At 53.1% G+C, this 20,701-nt stretch carries 18 protein-coding genes; 2 read left to right on the top strand and 16 right to left on the bottom strand.

Going from position 1 to position 20,701, the window contains the following annotated elements:
* Positions 1–4: 4 nt before the first annotated feature.
* The 12 genes from ACFQ2I_RS22045 to ACFQ2I_RS21990 all read right to left on the bottom strand — a co-directional run bounded on the left by ACFQ2I_RS22045 (position 5) and on the right by ACFQ2I_RS21990 (position 17,003).
* Positions 5–1,771: an ABC transporter ATP-binding protein gene (locus tag ACFQ2I_RS22045; protein WP_377568141.1), complete on the bottom strand. Its 1,767-nt coding sequence runs from the start codon at positions 1,769–1,771 to the stop codon at positions 5–7.
* 11 nt (positions 1,772–1,782) lie between these two features.
* The gene (locus tag ACFQ2I_RS22040; protein ID WP_377568138.1) at positions 1,783–3,525 is read right to left on the bottom strand and encodes an ABC transporter ATP-binding protein; all 1,743 of its coding nucleotides are present in this window, start codon (positions 3,523–3,525) and stop codon (positions 1,783–1,785) included.
* Positions 3,526–3,763: 238 nt separating this feature from the next.
* Positions 3,764–4,267 carry a glutathione peroxidase gene (locus tag ACFQ2I_RS22035; protein WP_377568136.1) on the bottom strand — a complete coding sequence of 168 codons (504 nt, stop codon included), beginning with the start codon at positions 4,265–4,267 and terminating at the stop codon, positions 3,764–3,766.
* Between the two features lie 215 nt (positions 4,268–4,482).
* Positions 4,483–4,941 (bottom strand): divergent PAP2 family protein, encoded by a 459-nt coding sequence (locus ACFQ2I_RS22030; protein ID WP_377568134.1) that lies wholly within the window; start codon positions 4,939–4,941, stop codon positions 4,483–4,485.
* A 50-nt stretch (positions 4,942–4,991) separates the two neighbouring features.
* Positions 4,992–6,395, bottom strand: coding sequence for an alpha-L-fucosidase (locus ACFQ2I_RS22025; protein ID WP_377568132.1), 1,404 nt, complete (start codon positions 6,393–6,395; stop codon positions 4,992–4,994).
* A 76-nt stretch (positions 6,396–6,471) separates the two neighbouring features.
* Positions 6,472–7,725: an alpha-L-fucosidase gene (locus ACFQ2I_RS22020; RefSeq protein WP_377568130.1), complete on the bottom strand. Its 1,254-nt coding sequence runs from the start codon at positions 7,723–7,725 to the stop codon at positions 6,472–6,474.
* Positions 7,726–7,746: 21 nt separating this feature from the next.
* On the bottom strand, positions 7,747–9,474 hold the full coding sequence (locus ACFQ2I_RS22015; RefSeq protein WP_377568128.1) for an ABC transporter substrate-binding protein: 1,728 nt from the start codon (positions 9,472–9,474) through the stop codon (positions 7,747–7,749).
* A 111-nt stretch (positions 9,475–9,585) separates the two neighbouring features.
* Positions 9,586–10,485, bottom strand: a complete 900-nt coding sequence (locus ACFQ2I_RS22010) for a carbohydrate ABC transporter permease (RefSeq protein ID WP_377568126.1) — start codon at positions 10,483–10,485, stop codon at positions 9,586–9,588.
* Positions 10,486–10,518: 33 nt separating this feature from the next.
* Positions 10,519–11,427: an ABC transporter permease gene (locus tag ACFQ2I_RS22005; RefSeq protein ID WP_377568124.1), complete on the bottom strand. Its 909-nt coding sequence runs from the start codon at positions 11,425–11,427 to the stop codon at positions 10,519–10,521.
* A 187-nt stretch (positions 11,428–11,614) separates the two neighbouring features.
* Positions 11,615–13,849 (bottom strand): helix-turn-helix domain-containing protein, encoded by a 2,235-nt coding sequence (locus ACFQ2I_RS22000; protein ID WP_377568122.1) that lies wholly within the window; start codon positions 13,847–13,849, stop codon positions 11,615–11,617.
* 147 nt (positions 13,850–13,996) lie between these two features.
* Entirely contained in the window at positions 13,997–15,517 is a 1,521-nt protein-coding gene (locus ACFQ2I_RS21995; RefSeq protein WP_377568120.1) for a UxaA family hydrolase, read from the bottom strand.
* Complete coding sequence (locus ACFQ2I_RS21990) at positions 15,510–17,003, bottom strand: tagaturonate reductase (protein WP_377568118.1); 1,494 nt, start codon at positions 17,001–17,003, stop codon at positions 15,510–15,512. Before ACFQ2I_RS21990 ends, ACFQ2I_RS21995 begins: the two co-directional genes overlap by 8 nt.
* A gap of 159 nt (positions 17,004–17,162) precedes the next feature.
* On the opposite strand from ACFQ2I_RS21990, the gene ACFQ2I_RS21985 reads away from it, so the two are divergent.
* Positions 17,163–18,041: a helix-turn-helix domain-containing protein gene (locus ACFQ2I_RS21985; RefSeq protein ID WP_377568116.1), complete on the top strand. Its 879-nt coding sequence runs from the start codon at positions 17,163–17,165 to the stop codon at positions 18,039–18,041.
* 109 nt (positions 18,042–18,150) lie between these two features.
* Positions 18,151–18,258, top strand: coding sequence for a DUF6254 family protein (locus tag ACFQ2I_RS21980; protein WP_262680479.1), 108 nt, complete (start codon positions 18,151–18,153; stop codon positions 18,256–18,258).
* Between the two features lie 105 nt (positions 18,259–18,363).
* Here ACFQ2I_RS21980 and ACFQ2I_RS21975 read toward each other — a convergent pair whose 3' ends face one another.
* Genes ACFQ2I_RS21975 through ACFQ2I_RS21960 form a run of 4 tightly spaced genes read right to left on the bottom strand, consistent with a single transcriptional unit; the run spans position 18,364 to position 20,653 of the window.
* A complete protein-coding gene (locus tag ACFQ2I_RS21975) occupies positions 18,364–18,651 on the bottom strand; it encodes a HesB/YadR/YfhF family protein (protein ID WP_377568114.1) in 288 nt (95 codons plus the stop codon).
* A gap of 54 nt (positions 18,652–18,705) precedes the next feature.
* The gene (locus ACFQ2I_RS21970; protein WP_377568112.1) at positions 18,706–19,497 is read right to left on the bottom strand and encodes an ABC transporter permease subunit; all 792 of its coding nucleotides are present in this window, start codon (positions 19,495–19,497) and stop codon (positions 18,706–18,708) included.
* Positions 19,494–20,444 carry an ABC transporter ATP-binding protein gene (locus ACFQ2I_RS21965; RefSeq protein WP_377568110.1) on the bottom strand — a complete coding sequence of 317 codons (951 nt, stop codon included), beginning with the start codon at positions 20,442–20,444 and terminating at the stop codon, positions 19,494–19,496. Before ACFQ2I_RS21965 ends, ACFQ2I_RS21970 begins: the two co-directional genes overlap by 4 nt.
* The gene (locus tag ACFQ2I_RS21960) at positions 20,444–20,653 is read right to left on the bottom strand and encodes a PLDc N-terminal domain-containing protein (RefSeq protein ID WP_377568108.1); all 210 of its coding nucleotides are present in this window, start codon (positions 20,651–20,653) and stop codon (positions 20,444–20,446) included. The genes ACFQ2I_RS21965 and ACFQ2I_RS21960 overlap by 1 nt, the downstream gene beginning before the upstream one ends.
* Positions 20,654–20,701: the final 48 nt, after the last annotated feature.

Raw genomic sequence — 20,701 nt, 5'->3', positions numbered from 1 at the left:
CTTCTTATGCTGTCGAAGAAGCTGTCGCTTCTCCTCTCTGCAGCCGGTACATTTTATAGTAACGTCCCTTGTGTGCCATAAGTGTCTCGTGATTGCCTCTCTCCACAATTTCACCTTTATGCAAGACCAGTATATGATCCGCATCCCGAATCGTGGACAGCCGGTGAGCGATGACGAGTGTCGTTCTTCCTTCGCTGACGACTCCCAAGGCGCGCTGGATTAATCCTTCCGTCTCGCTGTCGATGCTTGCCGTCGCTTCATCCAATATAAGAATGGCCGGATCGAACGCAAGCGCCCTGGCGAAGGAGATGAGCTGGCGTTGTCCCGCCGACAATGTACTTCCCCGCTCTACGACAGGCTCCTTGTAGCCGCCTGGCAACTTCTCCACGAATGAAGAGGCGCCCACCTTCTGAAGCGTCTCCTTCACCCGATCCATCGTAATGGACTCATTATGGAGACGGACATTAAAGGCGATATCTCCAGCGAACAGGAAAGGATCTTGCAGCACGATTCCCATGGAGGAGCGCAACTCCTGCTCGGACATTACGGAAATATCTCTCCCGTCTACGCTGATCGTTCCGCTGTCCGGCTTGTAGAAACCCAGTAGAAGATTCATGATAGAGCTTTTCCCTGAACCGGTATGACCGACCAATGCAATCGTCTCGCCCCGTTGAACATCGAATGTAATACCCTTTAAGACGGGTTCCCCCTGCTTATAGGAGAAGGTCACGTCGCGGAAGCTGACATCGCCTCTCGGCCGCGTCCGCTTAGGCTCATCCTCTACTTCGACACCCGGCTCATCCAATATGCCGAATACTTTCTCTGCAGATACGTATGCCCGCTGCGCATTCGTGATCTGATCGAAGAACCCGATGATAGGTTGGAACAAGCGCCCTAGATAATCGATGAATGCATACAGTACCCCGAACTGGATGACCCCTTGCAGCGCCTCATTGCCGAAATACCAGAGCACGCCTGCCGTCACCAAAGCGCCGATCATGCCGACAATGTTGCGGGAGGACAAGGAGAATACGCGGAACTGCTTGACCTGATTCCTGTACCTGTCCTCATTCAGCTGCTCGAATTCCTCTTCGGTACGACGCTCCCGCCGGAAAGCCTGTATGATTGGCATGACGTTGATCGTCTCGTTGATCATCGCATTCATATCGCTTAATCGGGCGCGCATGATCGTAATATACCGCTTGGAGTACTTCAGATGCACCCTGATGATCAGGACGAACAACGGTGGAAGCAGCAGACAGAGCAACGCCAGCTTCATGTCCAGAATGAACAGCGCCACGTAGATGCCCACGATCTGAACGAAGCTTACGACGAACGTGGCCATAAAGCTCATGAACAGATCGCGGACCGCCTCCGTATCGTTCGCAATGCGGGAGACGATAGCGCCGATAGGCGTATTGTCGAAGAATCGTAACGGTATGCGCTGAATATGGCGCATCAGATCCATCCTCATATTCTTGATAATCTGCAGAGCGGTTGACTGCAGCATGTAAGCTTGCACATAATGCAGCACTCCGCCTATGAGCAGCAATCCCAAGTATAGGCCAAGAAGACGAAGTACCGGGGCTATTGCGGCACCGGGTTCCGTCAAGTAGTTGTCAATAATTGTCTTGACGATGAGAGGTCCGGACAGCTCGGCCCCCACCGCGCAGCACAGTATTGTCAAGGCGGTTACTAGTCTGTATTTGTATTGCAGCGCATAGCGCACCAACCGCCGCACTGTTCCATTCGATCCGCTATTCTCTTGCACGATGCCGCCTCCTATTCTTCCAGACTGGCCTCCATCTGCTGCCGATCCCACTGCTGCTTGTACCAGCCGCCTCGCTTCATTAGCACCTCGTGTGTTCCTTGTTCCACGATAGCTCCGTCATCCAGCACGATAATATGGTTCGCATGGCTTACCGCAGACAAGCGATGAGTCGTGATGAGCGTAGTCTTCCCCATGCGCTCACTGCGCATATGTCCCAGTATGCGCGTCTCCGTTCGCGCGTCTACCGCGGACAAGGAATCGTCAAGCAGCAATATCTCGGCATTCATCAGCAGCGCTCTGGCGATGGCCAATCGTTGCTTCTGGCCGCCGGACAGCATAACCCCGTTCTCGCCGATAACCGTATCCAGTCCATTAGGCATGGATGCTATATCCGTCGTGAAGGAGGCCATCTCTATCGCATGCTTCACTTCTTCTTCCGAGGCATCCGGCTTGCCCAGCGCTATATTATCGCGTATAGACTTCGACAGCAGCATATGTTCCTGAGGCACATATGTGATCCAGGAACGGAGCGCATCCAGCGACAGCTTCTCAATCGGGACGCCAGACACATATAGCGAGGAAGGCTCTGCTGGATATTGGCGTAGCAGTTGCTTCAGCAATGTGCTCTTGCCGCTGCCTGTCTTCCCCACGACTCCCAATGTCTCGCCCCGTTCCATGCGCAAGCTGACATTCCTCAAGCTGGGTGAGTCTGCACCGGGATATGTGAAGCTGTAGAATTGCAATTCGATAGACATCGGCAGTTCTATCTGAACCGGTTGATCCGGTTCCTTCACATCGGGCTGCTGCTGGAATGCGCCGTCCAGCCGGTCGGCCGAAGCACTGCCGCGCTGCAGCACGTTGATGAACTCGCCGAAGGAGATCATCGGCCAGATCAACATACCGAGATATATGTTGAACGTAATCAACTGTCCCAGCATAATCTCCCCATCCAGCACCATTGAGGATCCGTAACCGATGCTGATTGCATAACTCACGCCGACAATGACGGATATGAGCGGATGGAACATGGCATTGACCAGCGCCACCTGCTTATTCTTGTTCATGACCTCGCTTGTTACATCATCGAAGGCTCTCAGATCCTCCTTCTCCTGCACATAGGAGCGAATAACCCGAATACCGGATATAGACTCCAGCGCATGATCGTTCATTCGGCCGAACGCCGCTTGGGCCGCCATGAATCTGATCCGCATCTGCCGACCAAGCTTGCTGATCGCGAAGGCGAGCAGAGGCAGCGGAATTAATGCCGCGAGCATGAGCTTATAGCTCACGAACAAGATCATCATCGTTATAACGACGGAAGCGCCTACGATAGTATTAACGAGTGTCATAACGCCGTATCCCGCGGTTTGTCCGATTGCCGGCACGTCATTGGTAGCAAGCGCCATTAATTGCCCTGTACTATTGCGTTGGAAGAAGGTAGGTTTCATTCTGGTGAGATGGACCAATAGCCGCCCGCGCAGCAGCTTCTCGATGAGGACGGAATTGCCGAACAGTGTGGTAATCCATATGTAGATGAAAATATAGGATAGGAGCGCCAGCCCGATGAGCAGCAGCGCTGTCTCGGACAAGGCCTGGAACGTCAATTCTCCGTTATCGATCCGGTTGATCGTATTCCCGATAAGTCTGGGCGGCAAGGTTGACAGCAAGCTGACGGTGGCCATCAGGCTGATCGCTATCGTATAACTGAGCCACCTTTCCTTGAAAAACCATCGGAGACGAGTTACAAACGACATGGCTTTCCCTACTTTCCGGATAAGATGATTGTTTAATATTACCGCTATTGCCCTTATCCAGCAACTACATTTTGTTTATGAAGCCGTTGTCTTTCGCTCTGCCGTTTGCATCGTAAAAAGCCCCCGCGATGTGAGGCTTATTGGGCGGGGGCAAGCACGCTTTGCGAAGCTATGTGACCGTTTTGAGCGATAGCTCCTACTTGCTATAGTACTTAAGTAGTGACGACTATTCGTACGATCAGGTTGGTGATGGCATCTGGAGCAGTCTTATAATGTCGTCCTCAATTTTAGCAGGCTCGTCTGCTGGACCGAATCGCTTGACAATGTTGCCTTGCCGGTCTACCAGGAACTTGGTAAAGTTCCACTTGACCGATTTCGATCCCAGCACGCCCCTCGCTTCCTCCGTCAACAGCTGGAATAACGGATGCGCTTCCCTGCCCTTCACATTAACTTTAGAAAACAACGGAAAAGACACGCCGAAGTTAATCTCGCAAGCCTGTGCTATTTCGCTGTCTACGCTTTTCTCCTGATTGGCGAATTGCGAACATGGAAAACCAAGCACAGCAAACCCCTGCTCCCGATACGCGTCGTGCAGCTTCTGCAGTCCTTTAAACTGCGGTGCGAACCCGCATCCTGTCGCTGTATTAACGATCAGCATAACTTTGCCTTTATAGGGGGCCAGCGTACCTGACTCCCCTTGTATGGACTTCACTTCTATCTCGTAGATGGACTTCTGAGACATCCTTCATTACCTCCTCCAAAATAGATATGACCTAATTAAATTGTATACAATTTAATTAGGCGTGTCAAAGAAGACTCAAATCGTAAGATCAGGATAAACCACGTAAAAATCCCGCCGGCGTATGTTCCTGACCGGCGGGACTTCCTTGGAACTGGAATTGATGGTGACTAATGGATCTGCCCAGTATGCGACATGACAGTCCATTGAACAGCTCGCTATCGCGAGGAGATCGCCCCGACTGCGCCGATGACGGCGCCCAGCAGCGCGCCTGCGGCAACTTCTCTTGGCTGGTGGCCCAGCGATTCCTTCAACTTTTCGCTTCGACGCTTGTGATAGACGCCGGGATGATGGCCGGCAAGCTGCTCCACATCTGCATCCAGATCGTTCACCTGGATCGCGATCTCTCCCGCATGTCTGCGAATATTCATCGCATCGTACATGACGACGATTCCCAGCATGGATGCGATGGCGAACTCCGGCGTCCTGACGCCATGCTTCATCGCGGTGTAGACGGCTAGCGCTGTCACTCCGCTGGAATGCGAGCTTGGCATACCGCCGGAGCCGACGAGCTTGCTAGGCTTCCATTCTCCCGACTGCTTGTAATGACACGGTATCTTGAGCAATTGCGCAATGCCGACAGCGGCCAGCGCTGTGCCTAATCCTCGATTGGCCACACCGTCATCCCTCCTGCTAACGTATATGAGCGTTAGCGTTCCCCCATCGGTTATGTTCCATGCGACAGGCGATATACTTGAGCAACGGGCGCCGGTCCTTGCAACTGGGACTCCGGCAATCTGACGGCAATTCCCTTCTCTTCTCTCTTCCATTCCAACGTCACTGGAGTCTCACCCAGCAGCACAACTTCACCCACTTCTTCCTCATAAGGAAGTTCCACCCACTCCGTTAAGACGGCATCTTCAGAAGGATACAGATGGAAGCCGTACACATAAGAGCCTTTGCAAGTAAATGCCCATTCACCGGTATAATACGGGGCGCATATGCGCGTGCCGTAGATCGATTCGCCATATACCTTCAGCCAGGCTCCAAGCTCCTTCATCCTCCGGATGGCCCCTTCCGGCAGTCGTCCGTCTGGCTGAGGACCGACATTCAACGCCAGATTGCCTCCCTTGGCCACCACCTCTACCAGCATATGAACCAATTGACGCAGCGGCTTATATTCGTCCTCATACCGGAAGGAGAAAGAAGTTCCCATCGTTATGCAGCTCTCCCATGGAATGCTCATGGGATGCTTCGGTATCGTCTGCTCCGGCGTCACATAATTCTCGTACGGACCGCCTACCGTCCGGTCTGCCGAGAGCAGCCATGGCTGTCCCGATTGGCGGGCCCGCTCTACGGCCTCACCTAATCGGATATCCTGTCCCAAGCGTCCCGCCCTTACCCAGCCGGCATCCAGCCACAGAATGTCGATACGGCCATACTGCGTCAGTAATTCCTCGAGCTGCGCATGGGTGAATTGCACGAATCGCTCCCATAGCTCCGGATGCTGCTGCGGATCGTAGGATGGTCCCCGCCAGGTCGTCTTGCTTCGTTCCATCCCGGGAGCCCAGTAATGGGGCGTATGCCAGTCCGCCTTGGAGAAGTAGGCCGCGATCGGCAGCCCCTTTTCCCGGAAAGCGTCGAATAGATGTCTGCATATATCCGCCTTCGGATGGTGATGGAACGGCACCTTCTCATCAGTTATACGATAGTCCGTTGTCTTCGTATCCCACATGCAGAAGCCGTCATGATGCTTGGTCGTAAAGATCAGGTACTTGAACCCGTTGTCTGCGGCAAGCTCCGCCCATCGTTCCGGCTGGAAGCGAACGGGATTGAACGTCTCGTTCAAGCCGAAATATTGCCGCTTGAACTGTTCTCCGTCTACCTCCCAATCGATGCCATTACGCGACCATTCCGCATCCTCGTCGCTAAGCGCCCAAGACTCGACGATGCCCAGTTGGGAATAAGGTCCCCAATGCATCATCAGGGCAAGCTTCTGATCCTTGAACCATTCCAGCCGCTCCACTATCTGCTCGTTGTCAGGCTTGATCCACTCTTTCTCGCTGCTGAAGGAATGGACGCCTTCCTGAACGTCTTCTTGTTCTTGTTGCGCCTGCTGCGCTTCCGCCATTAGCTTTCCCTCCATCTGTGGATAACTGCGAACGACTGTCCATCGCCGGTGCGATCACTATGCATGCTATAAGAAGCTATTTCCCGGCATAATGGAATGATAGTGAAGAGATCGTAGGCTCTCTGTCAGCTTCCGTTACTTCCAATATGACGCCCCGCACCTTGACTGTCGGCAGCCGAATGATCGATTTATGTCCGATATTGCGTCCTTCGTACACCGTCTCCGCTCGATGCGACTTGCTCGTAATAATTGTAATCTTGAAGGAACGGATGCACTCGCCCTCTGTCAAATCTTCCTGCACCACTATGTGATCCAGCAGATGCGCCGTATCTGTGCGGTATATCCACTGATTCCCGCTGCGCTCGCATTGCTCCAGGGTGGCGAGGGGGTGACCGAAGCGCTGCTTAATCTCCTCGCCCAGCTCCTTCAGCCGCTCCACGTCGGGAGCCGGCAGTAGCCCTTCGCGGTCTGGCCCGATGTTGAGCAGCAGATTACAGCCGCGTCCCACCGACTGATAGTACAGTCCTACCAGCTCATCCTTGCTCTTGAGCGTGTGCTCGTCGCTATCGCTGTAGAACCAGTTCGAACGCATCTGCACATCGCATTCCGCAGGCAGCCATAATGGACCCTCAAGCTTCTCCTTCTCATCCGTCAGAATAGAGAAGTCCGTCGAATCCACCACATTCCAGCAAGGAACCGGCGCGATACCGTCTTCGTTCCCCACCCAGCGGAAGTCAGGATCGCCCATATTGAAGATAAGGATGTTCGGCTGCATGCGCCTGATCTCCCTTATAATTCTCGGCCAATCATACTGATGTCCTTCCGAGCCGCAGCCGTCGAACCACAGGATATCAATATCGCCATAGCCCGTCAGCAGTTCAGTAATCTGGTTGACGAAGTAATCGTCATAAGCCTTCGCGTCAGCGGCATAGAAGTCCGCTGAGCCGTCGAAGGGGGAATAATACAAGCCAGGCTTTACACCATGTTGGCGGCAAGCGGCCACGAATTCGCCCACGACATCCCCCTTGCCCTCCTTCCATGGCGATGCCGTAACGCTGAAGCTGCTGTATGCCGTCGGCCAGTTAGAGAAGCCGTCGTGATGCTTCGCCGTCAATACTGCGTATTGCATGCCCGCTTCCTTCGCCGTGCGAATCCACTGCTCGCAGTCCAACCCGTCCGGCCGGAACGCTTCGGGCGACATCGGCCGCTCATCGAAGTCCGCATAGCCTTCATAGAACGTTCTAAGACCGAAATGCACGAACAATCCAAATTCCCAGTCCTGAAAAGCCAGTTGTCTGGCCGTCGGTTTCACTACGCTGGTATTCAACATATGGACACCCTCTCCAGTTGCTTAGTTTGAACCCGACAGTCCTTTCTGATAAATTTCCTTGTATTTATCCACTTGAAGACCGTCGAAGCCCTTTACATAATTCGTCCATTCCTTCTCAATATCCTTGCTGCCGGTAATAAACTGCGCCATGTTAGACGTGGCATAATCCCGGATCGTGGTACGAAGCTGTGCCGCGATCTCCGCCTCCTCCAGTGGAATGAATACGCCGGTCGGATACATCTCCTCGGATTGATACGGCTCATACTTGGCAGATTCCCGCTTCAACCGCACCTCGTAGGCGCCTTCAGCCAGCGGGTCCTGCAGCGCTACCCAGGAATCGCGGTATTGATAGGTGCGCAGCGACGGCCCGATCTGCTCCCAGCCGTCGTTATGCGTCGGCTTTACTTCCTCTTGCGGAATGAGGTAATACTTGGCCTGATCCCCGTTCATATCCAGCTCGCCGGATTCCGCCTTGCGCCAATTGACGCCTTCCACGCCACGCTCCTGCTGGACGATCGCTTCTTCGGTGTACAAGTAGTCCGCCAGTCGGACAGCCGCAATCTGTTGCTCCTTCGTCGCTTTATTCGTAATGGCCATCTGCGAATTGCCGACGCCTCCGAAGTAGCTCGCCTGCTGAACGCCGCTTGGCCCCTTCAGCGGTGGAACCGTCACATAATCCCTATGACGCGGATGATCGTCGTCCGGGCTAATCGCATAACTGATCAGCGCCGTTGTAATCGCGCCCATGACATTATCCGGCTCCCGATTGCCCAGCTGGTTAATCGCATCGGCGTTCTGCGTGAACGATGCGGGATCGATCAGTCCCTCCTCGTACAGCTTGTTCAAGTAGAGCAGTCCTTGCTTCCACTCCTCCTTATCCGCAACCAGTTCCACTTCGCCATCAACGACGCGCAGCAGCGTGCCGCTTTCTTTCGCGGAATGATCGTCAATAATGAAGCTGTTCATCAGGAATGCAGCGATATTGCCCGCCCACATATCATCTGAGCCTGTTAATGGAATTTCATCGGCCTTTCCGTTGCCATTAGGGTCGCCTTCCTTGAACGCCTTCAGCACTTCATAGAATTCATCTGTCGTAGTCGGCATGTTCAGTCCCAGCTTGTCAAGCCAAGCCTGATTGATCCATAGCTTTTGGGCAAAATTGCAATGATAGCATTCATTGATCTGCGGAAGTGCATAGATGTTTCCGTCCGGCGCAGTGATGGAGCTCTTCAGATAAGGCAAGTCCTCCATCGCTTGCTTGAAGTTCGGCATATACTGATCGATTAGATCGTTAAGCGGGATGAAGACACCTTGCTTGCCGAATTTCATCTGCTCTTCTTTCGTCAGATTGCCGTGCAGGATCACCTCCGGATAGTCGCCGCTGGCAAGCATAAGCTGCTTCCGGTCGTTCAAGGAATTCTCGGGCACAAGCTCCCAATCGATATGGATGTTTGTTTTCTCTTCCAGCATTTTGGTGAACGTGTTCGTCTCCATATTTTCGATGCTGGCGAGCTGAGGCGCGAACATTTTAATGGTCATTTTCTCATTCACGATGGGATACTCGCCCACTGGAGTGAACAGTTCGTCCTTGGAAGTGTCAGACATATTGTCCGGTCCGCTCTGTACATTCTGGCCGTTTTGCTTGCCTGCACCGTTATTGTTATTGCTTGAACTGCATGCGCCGAGTACTAGAGCCATAATGAGCCATGCGGCCATCACGCTAGTCATGATCCGGTTCTTCTTTTTCATTTCGTCGAATCCTCCCTTTTTTTTCAATACCGACCTTGTATCTGACCATCCTTGAAGCAAATACGGAAACAACTCACCCCCTTCAAAGAATCAATCGGCTATGCCCCTCTCCTACCCCTTCAGACTGCCGATCATAACCCCTTTGACGAAGTGGCGCTGGACGAACGGATAGATCATTAAGACCGGTGCGCTCGCTACGACAATAAGCGAATACTTCAGCAAATCCTTGAGTCCTTGTTGCGCCAGCATCCGATCGGCATTCATCATCATCGTTGGGTCGATCGTGTTCAGAATAAGAATATTGCGAAGCACGATCTGAAGCGGGAACAGCTCCGCACTCTTCAGGAAGATGAGCGCATCGAAATAGGCGTTCCAATGACCGACGGCGTACATGAGCGTCATGACCGCGAGAATGGGCTTGGACAGCGGAAGCACAACGCTGAAAATGAAGCGGAGATCGCTGCATCCATCCAGCGAGGCGGCCTCGGACAGCTCATCGGGTATCGTCGTCTGGAAGAAGGTACGCGCTACGATAACCTGGAAGACAGCGAGCGCCCCCGGCAGAATCATTGCCCAGCGGGTATCTAGCAGATGCAGATTTTTCACCAGCAAGTAATAAGGAATGAGCCCCCCCTCGAACATCATCGTAATGACGAGGATAACCATGATGATGCCGCGTCCGTGGAACGTCCGGCGTGCCAGCGGATAAGCCAGCATGACGGTCATCACCACATTAATGAGCGTGCCGGATACCGTGTAGATGAGTGAGTTCATGTAGCCGACCATAATTTGCGGATTATTGAAGATCGCCGTGTAGCCCGCCAGCGTCACATCGACGGGGAACAGCCACACCTTGCCGGATATGACGGCTTGCGGCGAACTGAAGGACGAGCTGAGAATATAAAGAAGTGGAAATAGTACAACAACTAGTACAATTGCTAGAAAGGCATACACTCCCAATAGAAATAGACGGTCGCTACTGGATTCTCGAATTGCGTTACGTCGGAACATCTTACCATTCTCCTTCCCTTGACGATATGGTTTTTACCACAAGCTGGTATTGGACAATCGTCTGGCAATGTAATTGACCAGAATAAGCAGGATTAAATTAATGACAGAATTGAACAGTCCAATGGCGGTCGAGAAGCTGAAGCTGGAATTGAGCAGACCCACCTTGTACACATAAGTGGAGATGACCTCCGAGGTGCTCAGGTTCAACGGATTTTGCATCAAGTAGATTTTCTCAAAGCCCAGCCTCATCAAGTTGCCCAAATTCAAAATAAGCAAAATGACCGACACTGGAATGAGACTGGGAATATCGATACTCCAAATTTTCTGCAGACGGGACGCACCGTCTACCTTGGCGGACTCGTAGAGTTCCGGATTGACTCCGGCGAGCGCCGCAATATAGATGATCGCTCCGTAGCCGGTGAATTGCCAGACGTCCGACCATACATAAATGCTCTTGAACAGTCCCGGAATGCCCATAAAGTTGGTATTCTCCACGCCCAGCCAAGCGAAAAACTTACTGATGATGCCCACATTGGGCGACAACGTCACGATCAGGATGGAGACCATAATGACCGTAGAAATAAAATACGGCGCATAGGCGACCATTTGGACCGACTTTTTAAACAAGCCGTTGCCGACTTCGTTGAGCGCCAATGCCAGAATGATCGGGGCGGGAAAGCCCACCAGCAATCCGTACAAGCTAATGCCCAGCGTATTTTTAATGTAAAGCCAGAAATTGGGCGATTCGAAAAACTGATTGAAATACTTCATGCCTGCCCAAGGGCTGCCCCAAATGCCCTGGATGACGTTGTACTCTTTAAATGCAAGAACAATGCCCGCCATCGGAATGTACTTGAATATAATGAGATACGTCATCGGAAGGAGAACGACAAGATACAACTGCCAATGTCTTCTCATCTTCATGTAATGGTACTGCAACATCCCTTCCCCTCCATTTCGTCGCTTGTCTATTGCCATTCTATGTGCAGAGCAGCGCCCGAACAAGTAACAATAATCGTGAATGAAACCGTTTTCTTAAATGTGTGGCAGAGCAAACAAAAACAGCCCCGGACGAAGCCCGAAGCCGTTCACGTTGCGGTACAAACCGATTTCTCATGCCCAACTATTTTCAACTAATGCTCTTCCTGGCTTCCTGCTCGCGGAATTCGCTTGGCGTTAGCCCCTTCATCTTCTTGAACACCCTGCTGAACGAGATCGCGCTCGTATAGCCTACCCCTTCGGCTGCTTCCTGAACGGTCATATTCGTCTCCAGCAGCAGTTGCTCCGCTTCCTTCATCCGAATGTCAATGAGGAAATCCACGAACTTCTGACCTGTCTCCTCCTTGAACAACTTGCTCAAATATTTCGGACTGAGACCATACACTTCTCCCAGATGATCGAGCGACAAGAGCGGATTGCTGTATGCTTCCTTCAAGTAATGGCGAATGCTCCGAACCGTGTCCGCATGCTGATTGCCCGCTTGCAGATCGCCGAGCTTATCGGACAGCTGCTGCAGAATGACGCCCGATTGCCCGCCGATCTGAGTGACGGATTGCCCGTTCTCCATGCAATCGCCAAGCTGCGACAGTCCGTCACTTTCCCACAGCTCCTCCGCCGCCGGGCTAATGGAAGCCATCTCCCTGCCCAGGCTATATATCAGATAGCTCATCAGATGGCGGACTTCGTCCTTCGTCAACAGACCTTGCTTCAGCTCATGGAACAACTCATCATGCTTGCTCTTCCAGTCATCCAGCATACGGAACGACTGCACGATGGAACGGATCGCATGCAGATGCGCATATACTTCCACCTGCTCCTGATTGACGATCGATTCCCACGTTATGATCCGGTTTTCACCCAGCGCAATTTTATAGTTCAACGCTTCCTGCGCTTTCCGGAATGAACGGGGGATATCTTCTCTGCGCCGTGCCAGCTCTCCGACGCCAATCGTAATCGTGAACTTCAAGTGATGCATCGTCCACTGCCTGACGTTGTCCATCATCGAGAGGATATCCGTCTCGCCCTCCTGTCCCGCATCGACAATGATTACACCAAGGCAGGAAGGCGTCACCCATTCGCACCACATCTTCTTCCCTTCAGCGAGCGCGATCTCCTCCATAATGTGCCTCAGCGCAAACTTCAGCAAGCTCTGATCGCGCGGCGAGAAGCGCTCGCAGAACACAGCAATCTGATCCACTTCCGCAACAAGCAGCAACTGCGTCTCTGCCGGAGCGGGCAGCAGCATGTCTTCCGCTTCGCGCGCCCATCGCTCCATCGCTTTCGCATCACCTTCCGACACCAACTGCTGGAACAAGTAATTGCGGCGCAGCAGCAAGTCTTCCTTATGCTTCTGTTCGTAATGCTTGAATTCCCCGATGAGATGATCGAACGCCGACTCGATGACGGAGAATTCCTCAATACGTCCCTTCTCCTTCGCATTGAGGCTCTCGGACGGCTGCGTATAGCTGCGGATGCGGCTGACGATCTGTTCCAGCGGTCTGGAGTTGCGGCGGGTGACGAAGATGACCCCCAGCAGCGCCAAGCCGATCATCACAAGGCCGATAATAAACCATACGTTATATAACGAAGAGATCAACTGAACGAATTGTCCTTGCATAAGCCCGCTCTCATAGGCCCATCCCGTATAGCCGGACGTATAGCTGGAGAACGTTCTGGCGTTGATTGAATCGGCGGGAGCACCCTCCTTTAAGGCTACGCCGTTCCCATCCACGATCCTGATGAAGCTCGTCTCCGAATCGTAGAGCCCACTCGCTAGCGATGCGATCCCCTTCACATCGATATTGACGACAATCATGCCCTTCTCCCCGGACAGGAAGGGAACGCCCCGGACCAGGCTGATTACTTGCTTATCCCCAATTATCGGGAACTCCATGAACGCCCGGACGCCCGTCCACTGCCTGGAGGTAATATCCATATGGCGCTTGATGAAGTCGGCATCCGGATACGCATCCATTCCGCTAGTTGTGGAGTTGCTCAAGACGAATCGGTCGTTGAAGCGGACCAGATAGATGGAGTCAATTAACGTATAATAGTTCATCATTCTTTCCAACTGCTTATCCGCATGTATATTAACGTAGATGTCATCGTTCGGCTGCGCATTGAAGAAGGCGTTCAGTGCGGCATTGTTGATCGTCTCCATCATGATCATCTGATCGATCGCTTTCAGCTGTGTATCAACCAGTCTGATCGCCTGCTCCGACAGCATCTTGTTCGCCGCTATCGCTTCCTTCCGCTGCTGCTCGCTTAGCATCTGGAAGAAGACGAAGAACAAGAACGAGATGATGATAATGATGATCGGCATATAGGACAGTAACAAACGATAAAACCAGGTTTTCCTGAACATAGGTCGCCTGCCCTCCATTTCCATTGTTGCTGCATACACCTTTAATCAGCAAGCGCTTTCAACCTATTCGGCCCCGGATCCATAATTCCTGCTTTTGCACAAAAAAATGCGGGCTCCCTCCATAAGAGGGAGCCCGCTAATTATCGTTTATAAAATGACGCCATCCTTGAAAATGGCGATTTCCTTGAAGCCGTTGCGCTCGTTCAGCGTATGGACTTCACCGGAAGCAATGGCGATCAACTGCTCCCACAGCTCGTCGCTTAATTCGCCCATACTCTTCCCTTCCAATAATTGTCCCGCATTGAAATCAATCCAGTTCCGCTTGCGCTCGGCAAGCTCGCTGTTCGTAGCAAGCTTCACAGTAGGCACCGGCCCGCCGAACGGCGTTCCCCTTCCCGTCGTGAACAGCACCATATGTGCTCCGCCGGCGGATAGCGCCGTTACCGATACGAGATCGTTGCCTGGCGATTCCAGCAGCTGCAATCCGCTGTGACGCACTCGCTCGCCATAGGGCACGACGCCGGAGACGATAGCACGCCCCCCCTTCTGGGTGCAGCCAAGCGACTTCTCTTCCAGCGTCGTAATGCCGCCGGACTTATTGCCCGGCGAAGGGTTCTCGTAGATTTCCTGATTATGGCGGATAAAATATTGCTTGAAATCGTTAATCAGATTGACAATCTGATGGAACACCGCCTCGTCGGCCGCACGATTCATCAGTATCGTCTCCGCTCCGAACATCTCTGGCACTTCTGTTAATATGGCTGTGCCTCCCGCCCCAATCAGCCGATCCGACACCGCGCCGACAAGCGGGTTGGCCGTTATGCCGGAGAAGCCGTCCGAGCCGCCGCACTTCAATCCCAGCTTCAACCGTGATATCGGGACCGGCTGGCGAACGAACGTCTCGGCATAGCCGACCAGCTCTTCAATTCTCTCCAGCGCCTCTTCGATCTCATCGGCCGCTTCCTGGGACTTCATGAACTGAATACGTCTCTCATCATAATCGCCGATCGCAGAGCGGAATGATTCCACTTGGTTGTTCTCACAGCCGAGTCCCATGACCAGCACCCCTGCCGCATTGGGATGATGGGCAAGCGAAGCCAGCAGCTTCTGCGTATAGGTCAGATCGTCGCCAAGCTGGGAGCAACCGAACGGATGGGCATAGTGGTAGACGCCGTCCACCCTTCCCTGGAATGCCGCCGTGGCTTGCCTTGCAATGATTTCACATGTTTTGTTAATGCAGCCGACCGTATTGATAATCCAGATCTCATTGCGGATGCCGACTTCGCCGTTCTCGCGGACGAACCCCATGAATGTGCGATCCGCATCAGGGGAGCTTGACAATGCCTTCGTTCGATCAGCATCGACTTGCTCGCCGTCAGGCTCATATGCATAATCCAGCAGCCCCTTCAGTCCCGTACGCAAATTATGCGTATGCACCCAACTCCCTGGCTCAATCCGTTCCTTCGCTTTGCCAATGGAATAACCGAACTTCCGCACATCCATATCCCGCTCCACAAGCTTGGCCGCAATTTTGTGCCCTCTTGGCACATCATCCCCCAGCTCCAGCACGGTTGCGCCATCCTCCAGCAACAAGTGCTCGCCCGCTGCGAAGGAACGCAGTGTCACAACGACATGGTCATCGGGATGAAGCCTTAACCAATCAGACATGTTGCAGTCCCTCCCATGCTTCCATATGCTTGCATAAGTCTGCCGCTAGCCGGTTGCCAGGGGCGATTGCATTCAGATCGCATCCCCACAGCTCTTCGCAAGACAATAGCTGCGCTATCGTCTCCTGCAGCGGCTGCGCCTGCTGTGCCGCATCCGACCAAATTCCGGCGATCAGCCTCAGCAGCTCCTCATCGTCCCTTACGCTATAACGCGAGCCGTTCAGCGCTTCCCCGACGAAGCCTTCGTCACCTTCGCTTACCTTGTAGTAGCGCAGCAATCCAGCCATGCCAGCCACCAGACCGGCAGGCAGATCAGCATGACGCAGCGCGTGCTGCAGCGAAGGCAACAGCCGGATCTTGAACTTGCTTAGGCTGTTCATCGCGATATCCGACAGACGATGGCGAATGAACGGATTCAGGAATCGCCCGTACACATCCTGCGCATATTCGCGAAGCTCCGTCTCATCCATCTCAGGCAGAGCCGGAATAATCTCTTGTTCCACCGCCAACCTCACCAGCGGTCCTACTTCGGGATGCTCCATCGCCTCACGGACGGTCTCCAGCCCTAGTACGATGCCAAGCGGTGTCATAAGGGTATGAGAGCCGTTCAATATTCGCACCTTCCGCAGCTGGAACGGCTTCAGATCATTGACCCAATGTACATTCAGTCCGGCCTTGCGCAGCGGTAGCAGTCGCTCTAGCTCAAGCTCCCCTTCGATTGCCCAGAAGTGATAAGGCTCGGCGGTCGTCAGCAGGGGATCGCGATACCCCCACTCCCCGAACCACCGCTCCGCCAATTCCTCCTCTGGATAACCCGTCACGATTCGATCGACTAGCGAGTTCAGGAAACGGTTATGCTCCACTATCCATTGCTTGAACGGCTCCGGCAGCATCCAGTCTTCGCAATACTGCAGCACGCATTGCCGCAGCGTATCGCCATTCCTCTCCAGCAGCTCGCAAGGCAAGCAGACCACTCCGGCATCCGGCGAGCCGCTGAAGTGCAGGTATCTGCGATACAGCAGCATGGTCAGCTTGCCGGGATAGGAGTGTATCGGCTGCCCTTCCGTATACGGCTCCGGCCGATACGCCAGCCCCGCCTCTGTCGTGTTCGACACGACTAGCTGAAGCTCCGGCCGATCCGCAAGCGCCAGGAATCTGTCCCATTCGGAATAGGGATCGAACGCTTCGCTGATTGCGGAGATGACTTCCCTTCTTTCGATGGGACTGCCATTCTCCAGCCCGCGCAGGACAACAGTGTACAAGCCGCCTTGCGCGGCCAACGCATCAATCTTCGGCTTGCCGCCCGGTCTGGGCTGCGTCACGGCAATACTCCCATCATACAGTCCTTGCTTGCGGCACTGCTGAATCATCCAGTCGAAGAAGCCACGCAGGAAGTTACCTTCTCCGATCTGCAGTATCGTAACGGGTCCCACCTCGCCTTGCTCCCCTGTATGCCCTAATTTTCGGTTAATTGTCCTTGCATCCATCCGTCCTATACCCCCTCATCAATATTGGCATCTATTGCTATTATAGAAAACAAAATAAGCGATAGAAATAACCGATATTCGCATATTTGTACCTTATTATGATAATTGATACACTAGATTCAGTATAATTACATCTTGCTTAAGGAGGCGGGAGAAAAGATGGAGCTATACCATAAAAAATTTCAATACGATGCCGAATTTCCATTCGATTATTCATTCCGTGATACGAAAAGCGCACAAAACGAGCTGCCTGATCATATTCACGACTGGTATGAAATTGTCTATATTTATTCCGGCGGCGGCACCTTCTTCATTGATCAAGGCATCTATGAAGCAAGAGCGGGCGATGTGCTGCTCATTCCGGGCAATACGATCCACCGCTCCTTCCCTGTCGATGCTGATCCCAAGACGTCGACAGCTCTATTCTTCAGCCCTTCGCTGCTCCATCATCAACCGCTTGGCGACTCATTCTCCTATCTGCGGCTATTCGAGCTTGCCAGAAGGCACAGGTCCTACCTCTTAACGCTGGACACGCAACAGCAAGGGCGCATCGTAGAGCTGATCCAGCATATCCACCTCGAAATGTCTCACCGTACAGTCGGCTATCGGCAAGCTGCACTCCTGCATCTCCAGCATATTTTGTTGCTGCTGAGCCGCTGCCGCATGTACGACCAATCGGAACGCGGTGCAAGCGAAAGCAATCGCGTCTCCGTCCCTAGTTGGATGAACGGCATTCTGCGTTACATTGAAGACCATCTGGACGACCAGCTTGGGCTTGCGCAGCTGGCGGAACGCTCTTCTGTCACGCCATCCCACTTCTCCCGTGTGTTCAAAGGACTGACGGGGATGAACGTGACGGACTATGTGACGACGAAGCGAATCATTCGGGCCAAGGAGCTGCTGCTTGAGAGCGATCGCAATGACGATAACATTGCTGCTATCGCCGCAAGCTGCGGCTTCGACAGCCTGCCTCACTTTCACCGTCGCTTCAAGGCACTGACGGGCACCACCCCCGCCAAGTACCGTCGAGGGATGTAAGTATGTTGCAACGCCTCCACACAGCCACAACATACTGCAAGAGCCTCTCTATCCCATGCATATCGAAGGGGGTGTTTTGCCATTCTAAGACAGAAGGAGGCGAGCCATTATGACATCTTCCAAAAATCGACGCGAAAATGCGTGGAATCAGCGCAAGCAAAATCAGCGCCCGCCGCATGGCAAAGTGAAATCGTTGAAGGAATTAAGCGAGGAGTAGCACGGATTGTTATTAAGCAGGATAAAAACACCCCGCACGATTGCGAGTGCGGGGCATACCGTTCGTTTATATTGCTGCATCTGATCTTCTTATTTTTTCAGTCATTTAAACGACTTTCATTATAATCTCTTCATGCTTGTCATCGAAGGAAATGCGCAGCTCCTTATTGTCCAGATACCACAAGTTATCCTCTTCCATATAAAACGTTATTCCTTCCACACGCTGACTGAGACCGGGACGAAGGGGATCATCCTTCATAACGCCCAACGACAAGCCGGGATGCACGCTGCCGCAGCCGCCAAGTCTGACGAATATCCGCAGGTGGTCGCCGTCGCGAAGCTCCATTCCGTCCTTGTACCACTTCGCTGCCGCCTGTTCCACTGTCAATTTCATCGCTGTCAGCTCCTTTATTTCCATTATAACCGTTGCGCGCTTCCCCGACTATCCTTAATCAATGGCAGGACTTCGGCGTAGCAGTGCTGCCGCCCCATATAATGCCGCGACAATGACAGCAATCGTCACACCGACAGCAAGACCCCATTCCACAGACGCTAACCCCGCCCCAGATGCCAGAGCATAGGCGTAACCGCTAATCGCGCCGGGACTCCATTCCATATATTTGGGCAGCAGACCGGTCAGCATACTTAACAGCAAGGACACTCCCAAGGCTGCGAATGCAGCTCCGGCAGCGCTACGCAATACTGTGCTGAACAGAATCGTTAGCGTCATGACGAAGCTTAGCCATAGTCCGAACATTGCAAAGCTGGATAAGAACGATACGATCGGCACGACCTCAATAAGCAGCCATGTATAATACCATGCGGCCACATAACCCGCCAGCAATGAACCCCATGCAAGGAGTTGCATGGCCACCCACTTGGCGCTGATATAAGCGCTGAAGGAGATCGGCTTGACGAGCACAAGCGATGCCGCTCCGCTATTGCGCTCTCCGGATACAGTGCCCATAAATACGAGAACCAACACAAGCAGTCCCATCACGCCGAACTGAGAGAGCGTATCCGCCAGTACTTGACCGCCTTCCGGCATCGGAATTTCGATTACCGTTCCTTCCGGCATATTACCCGCTTTCTCCAGAATAAACGGCAGATAGTAAGTCGAGACCGGCTGCATGATGCCAAGCAGAATGAAGAGCAGCGGCACCCAGATCAGCTTGAAGCTGCGCTGAAGCTCCAACACTTCCTTCCCAAGCAGTACGAACCATCGTGACACCCCGCTCATTCCGCCACCACCTTCATGAACAGATCTTCCAGACTGGAATGGCCAATTTCCATCCGGTTCACCTTCACTCGTTCTTCGGCAAGTTCGTGCAGCAGCCATTCCCTCGCACTGTTAATATCGTCGACAATGACCTTAACAACCCCTCTTCGAGTCACTTCCACTTGCTTGAACAACGCATGTCCGTTCGCTAAGTCGCTCCCGGCGCTCACTTTACCCGCAAAATCTGACAGCCAGGACAGTGAACGCTCATCCTCCTCCAGTCTCAGCTCAATCACGGAATGCCGATGCCGGTTCCTCACGTCGTTAAGCGAGCCTTGAAGCGCAATCTCTCCGCTTCGAATGATGACAACATCATCACAAAGTTCCTCTGCGTCATGAAGCACATGCGTCGAGAACAGCACCGTCGTCTCCCGCTTCAGCTCCTCCAGCAGCTTCAGTACCTCCCGGCGGCCGATGGGGTCCAGCGCCGATACCGGCTCATCCATAATTAGCAGCTTAGGGCGATTCACCAGCGCTTGTGCAAGCCCAAGACGCTGCTTCATCCCACCGGAATAACCGCGAATGCGACGCTTGGCGACATCGCCTATGCCGACCCGCTCCATAAGCGCAAGAGCTCTCTTCTTCGCTTCCGATGCTCCCATTCCGCTCAGCTTTCCAATGTATGATACATACTCCAGCCCGGTCATCCAGCCGTAGAAGGTGGGGGATTGCGGCAGATAGCCCAGCAAGCTTTTTCGTTCCAGCTCCGTATCGGCTCCATGGAAATGGATTTGGCCTGCCGTCTGCTTCAGCAAGCCAGCCAGCATGCGGATCGTTGTCGTCTTACCTGCGCCGTTAGGGCCGAGCAACGCTACGCAACGACCTTCATGAACGTCGAAGCTGATTCCCTTCACCGCTCGCGCAGAGCCGAACGATTTGCTTAGTTCCTTCACCTGCAACAGTTCCATTACCCGTCCCTCCTCTTGCCGAACAGCAGGAATGCGATCGGGCCAATAAGATTAACGAGAATAATGATCAGTATCCACATGATTTTCGGTCCTCTCGTCTCCTCCGCTCTCACACATTGAATCAATGCAATAATCATCAAAATCAACTGAATGACAATAATCGGCGCAATAATCGCCAACAGCTTGGACAGCTCCAAATTTTCCGTCATTTCAATTCCTCCCTCTTAAATGCCATTAGCCCGGAATGCCTTACTCTT

Source organism: Paenibacillus chungangensis (assembly GCF_042675905.1).
In the GTDB taxonomy this organism is placed as follows: Bacteria; Bacillota; Bacilli; order Paenibacillales; family Paenibacillaceae; genus Pristimantibacillus; species Pristimantibacillus chungangensis.
Note: the sequence above shows the minus strand (reverse complement) of the source record. Positions and strands in the feature narration are given on the sequence as shown.

What these genes read in the sequence shown, in the direction of transcription:
- ACFQ2I_RS22040 (WP_377568138.1), bottom strand. Translation starts at nt 3,525, where the DNA reads ATGTCGTTTGTAACTCGTCTCCGATGGTTTTTCAAGGAAAGGTGGCTC.
- ACFQ2I_RS22035 (WP_377568136.1), bottom strand. Translation starts at nt 4,267, where the DNA reads ATGTCTCAGAAGTCCATCTACGAGATAGAAGTGAAGTCCATACAAGGG.
- ACFQ2I_RS22025 (WP_377568132.1), bottom strand. Translation starts at nt 6,395, where the DNA reads ATGGCGGAAGCGCAGCAGGCGCAACAAGAACAAGAAGACGTTCAGGAA.
- ACFQ2I_RS22020 (WP_377568130.1), bottom strand. Translation starts at nt 7,725, where the DNA reads ATGTTGAATACCAGCGTAGTGAAACCGACGGCCAGACAACTGGCTTTT.
- ACFQ2I_RS22015 (WP_377568128.1), bottom strand. Translation starts at nt 9,474, where the DNA reads ATGAAAAAGAAGAACCGGATCATGACTAGCGTGATGGCCGCATGGCTC.
- ACFQ2I_RS22010 (WP_377568126.1), bottom strand. Translation starts at nt 10,485, where the DNA reads ATGTTCCGACGTAACGCAATTCGAGAATCCAGTAGCGACCGTCTATTT.
- ACFQ2I_RS22005 (WP_377568124.1), bottom strand. Translation starts at nt 11,427, where the DNA reads ATGTTGCAGTACCATTACATGAAGATGAGAAGACATTGGCAGTTGTAT.
- ACFQ2I_RS22000 (WP_377568122.1), bottom strand. Translation starts at nt 13,849, where the DNA reads ATGTTCAGGAAAACCTGGTTTTATCGTTTGTTACTGTCCTATATGCCG.
- ACFQ2I_RS21995 (WP_377568120.1), bottom strand. Translation starts at nt 15,517, where the DNA reads ATGTCTGATTGGTTAAGGCTTCATCCCGATGACCATGTCGTTGTGACA.
- ACFQ2I_RS21990 (WP_377568118.1), bottom strand. Translation starts at nt 17,003, where the DNA reads ATGGATGCAAGGACAATTAACCGAAAATTAGGGCATACAGGGGAGCAA.
- ACFQ2I_RS21985 (WP_377568116.1), top strand. Translation starts at nt 17,163, where the DNA reads ATGGAGCTATACCATAAAAAATTTCAATACGATGCCGAATTTCCATTC.
- ACFQ2I_RS21980 (WP_262680479.1), top strand. Translation starts at nt 18,151, where the DNA reads ATGACATCTTCCAAAAATCGACGCGAAAATGCGTGGAATCAGCGCAAG.
- ACFQ2I_RS21975 (WP_377568114.1), bottom strand. Translation starts at nt 18,651, where the DNA reads ATGAAATTGACAGTGGAACAGGCGGCAGCGAAGTGGTACAAGGACGGA.
- ACFQ2I_RS21970 (WP_377568112.1), bottom strand. Translation starts at nt 19,497, where the DNA reads ATGAGCGGGGTGTCACGATGGTTCGTACTGCTTGGGAAGGAAGTGTTG.
- ACFQ2I_RS21965 (WP_377568110.1), bottom strand. Translation starts at nt 20,444, where the DNA reads ATGGAACTGTTGCAGGTGAAGGAACTAAGCAAATCGTTCGGCTCTGCG.
- ACFQ2I_RS21960 (WP_377568108.1), bottom strand. Translation starts at nt 20,653, where the DNA reads ATGACGGAAAATTTGGAGCTGTCCAAGCTGTTGGCGATTATTGCGCCG.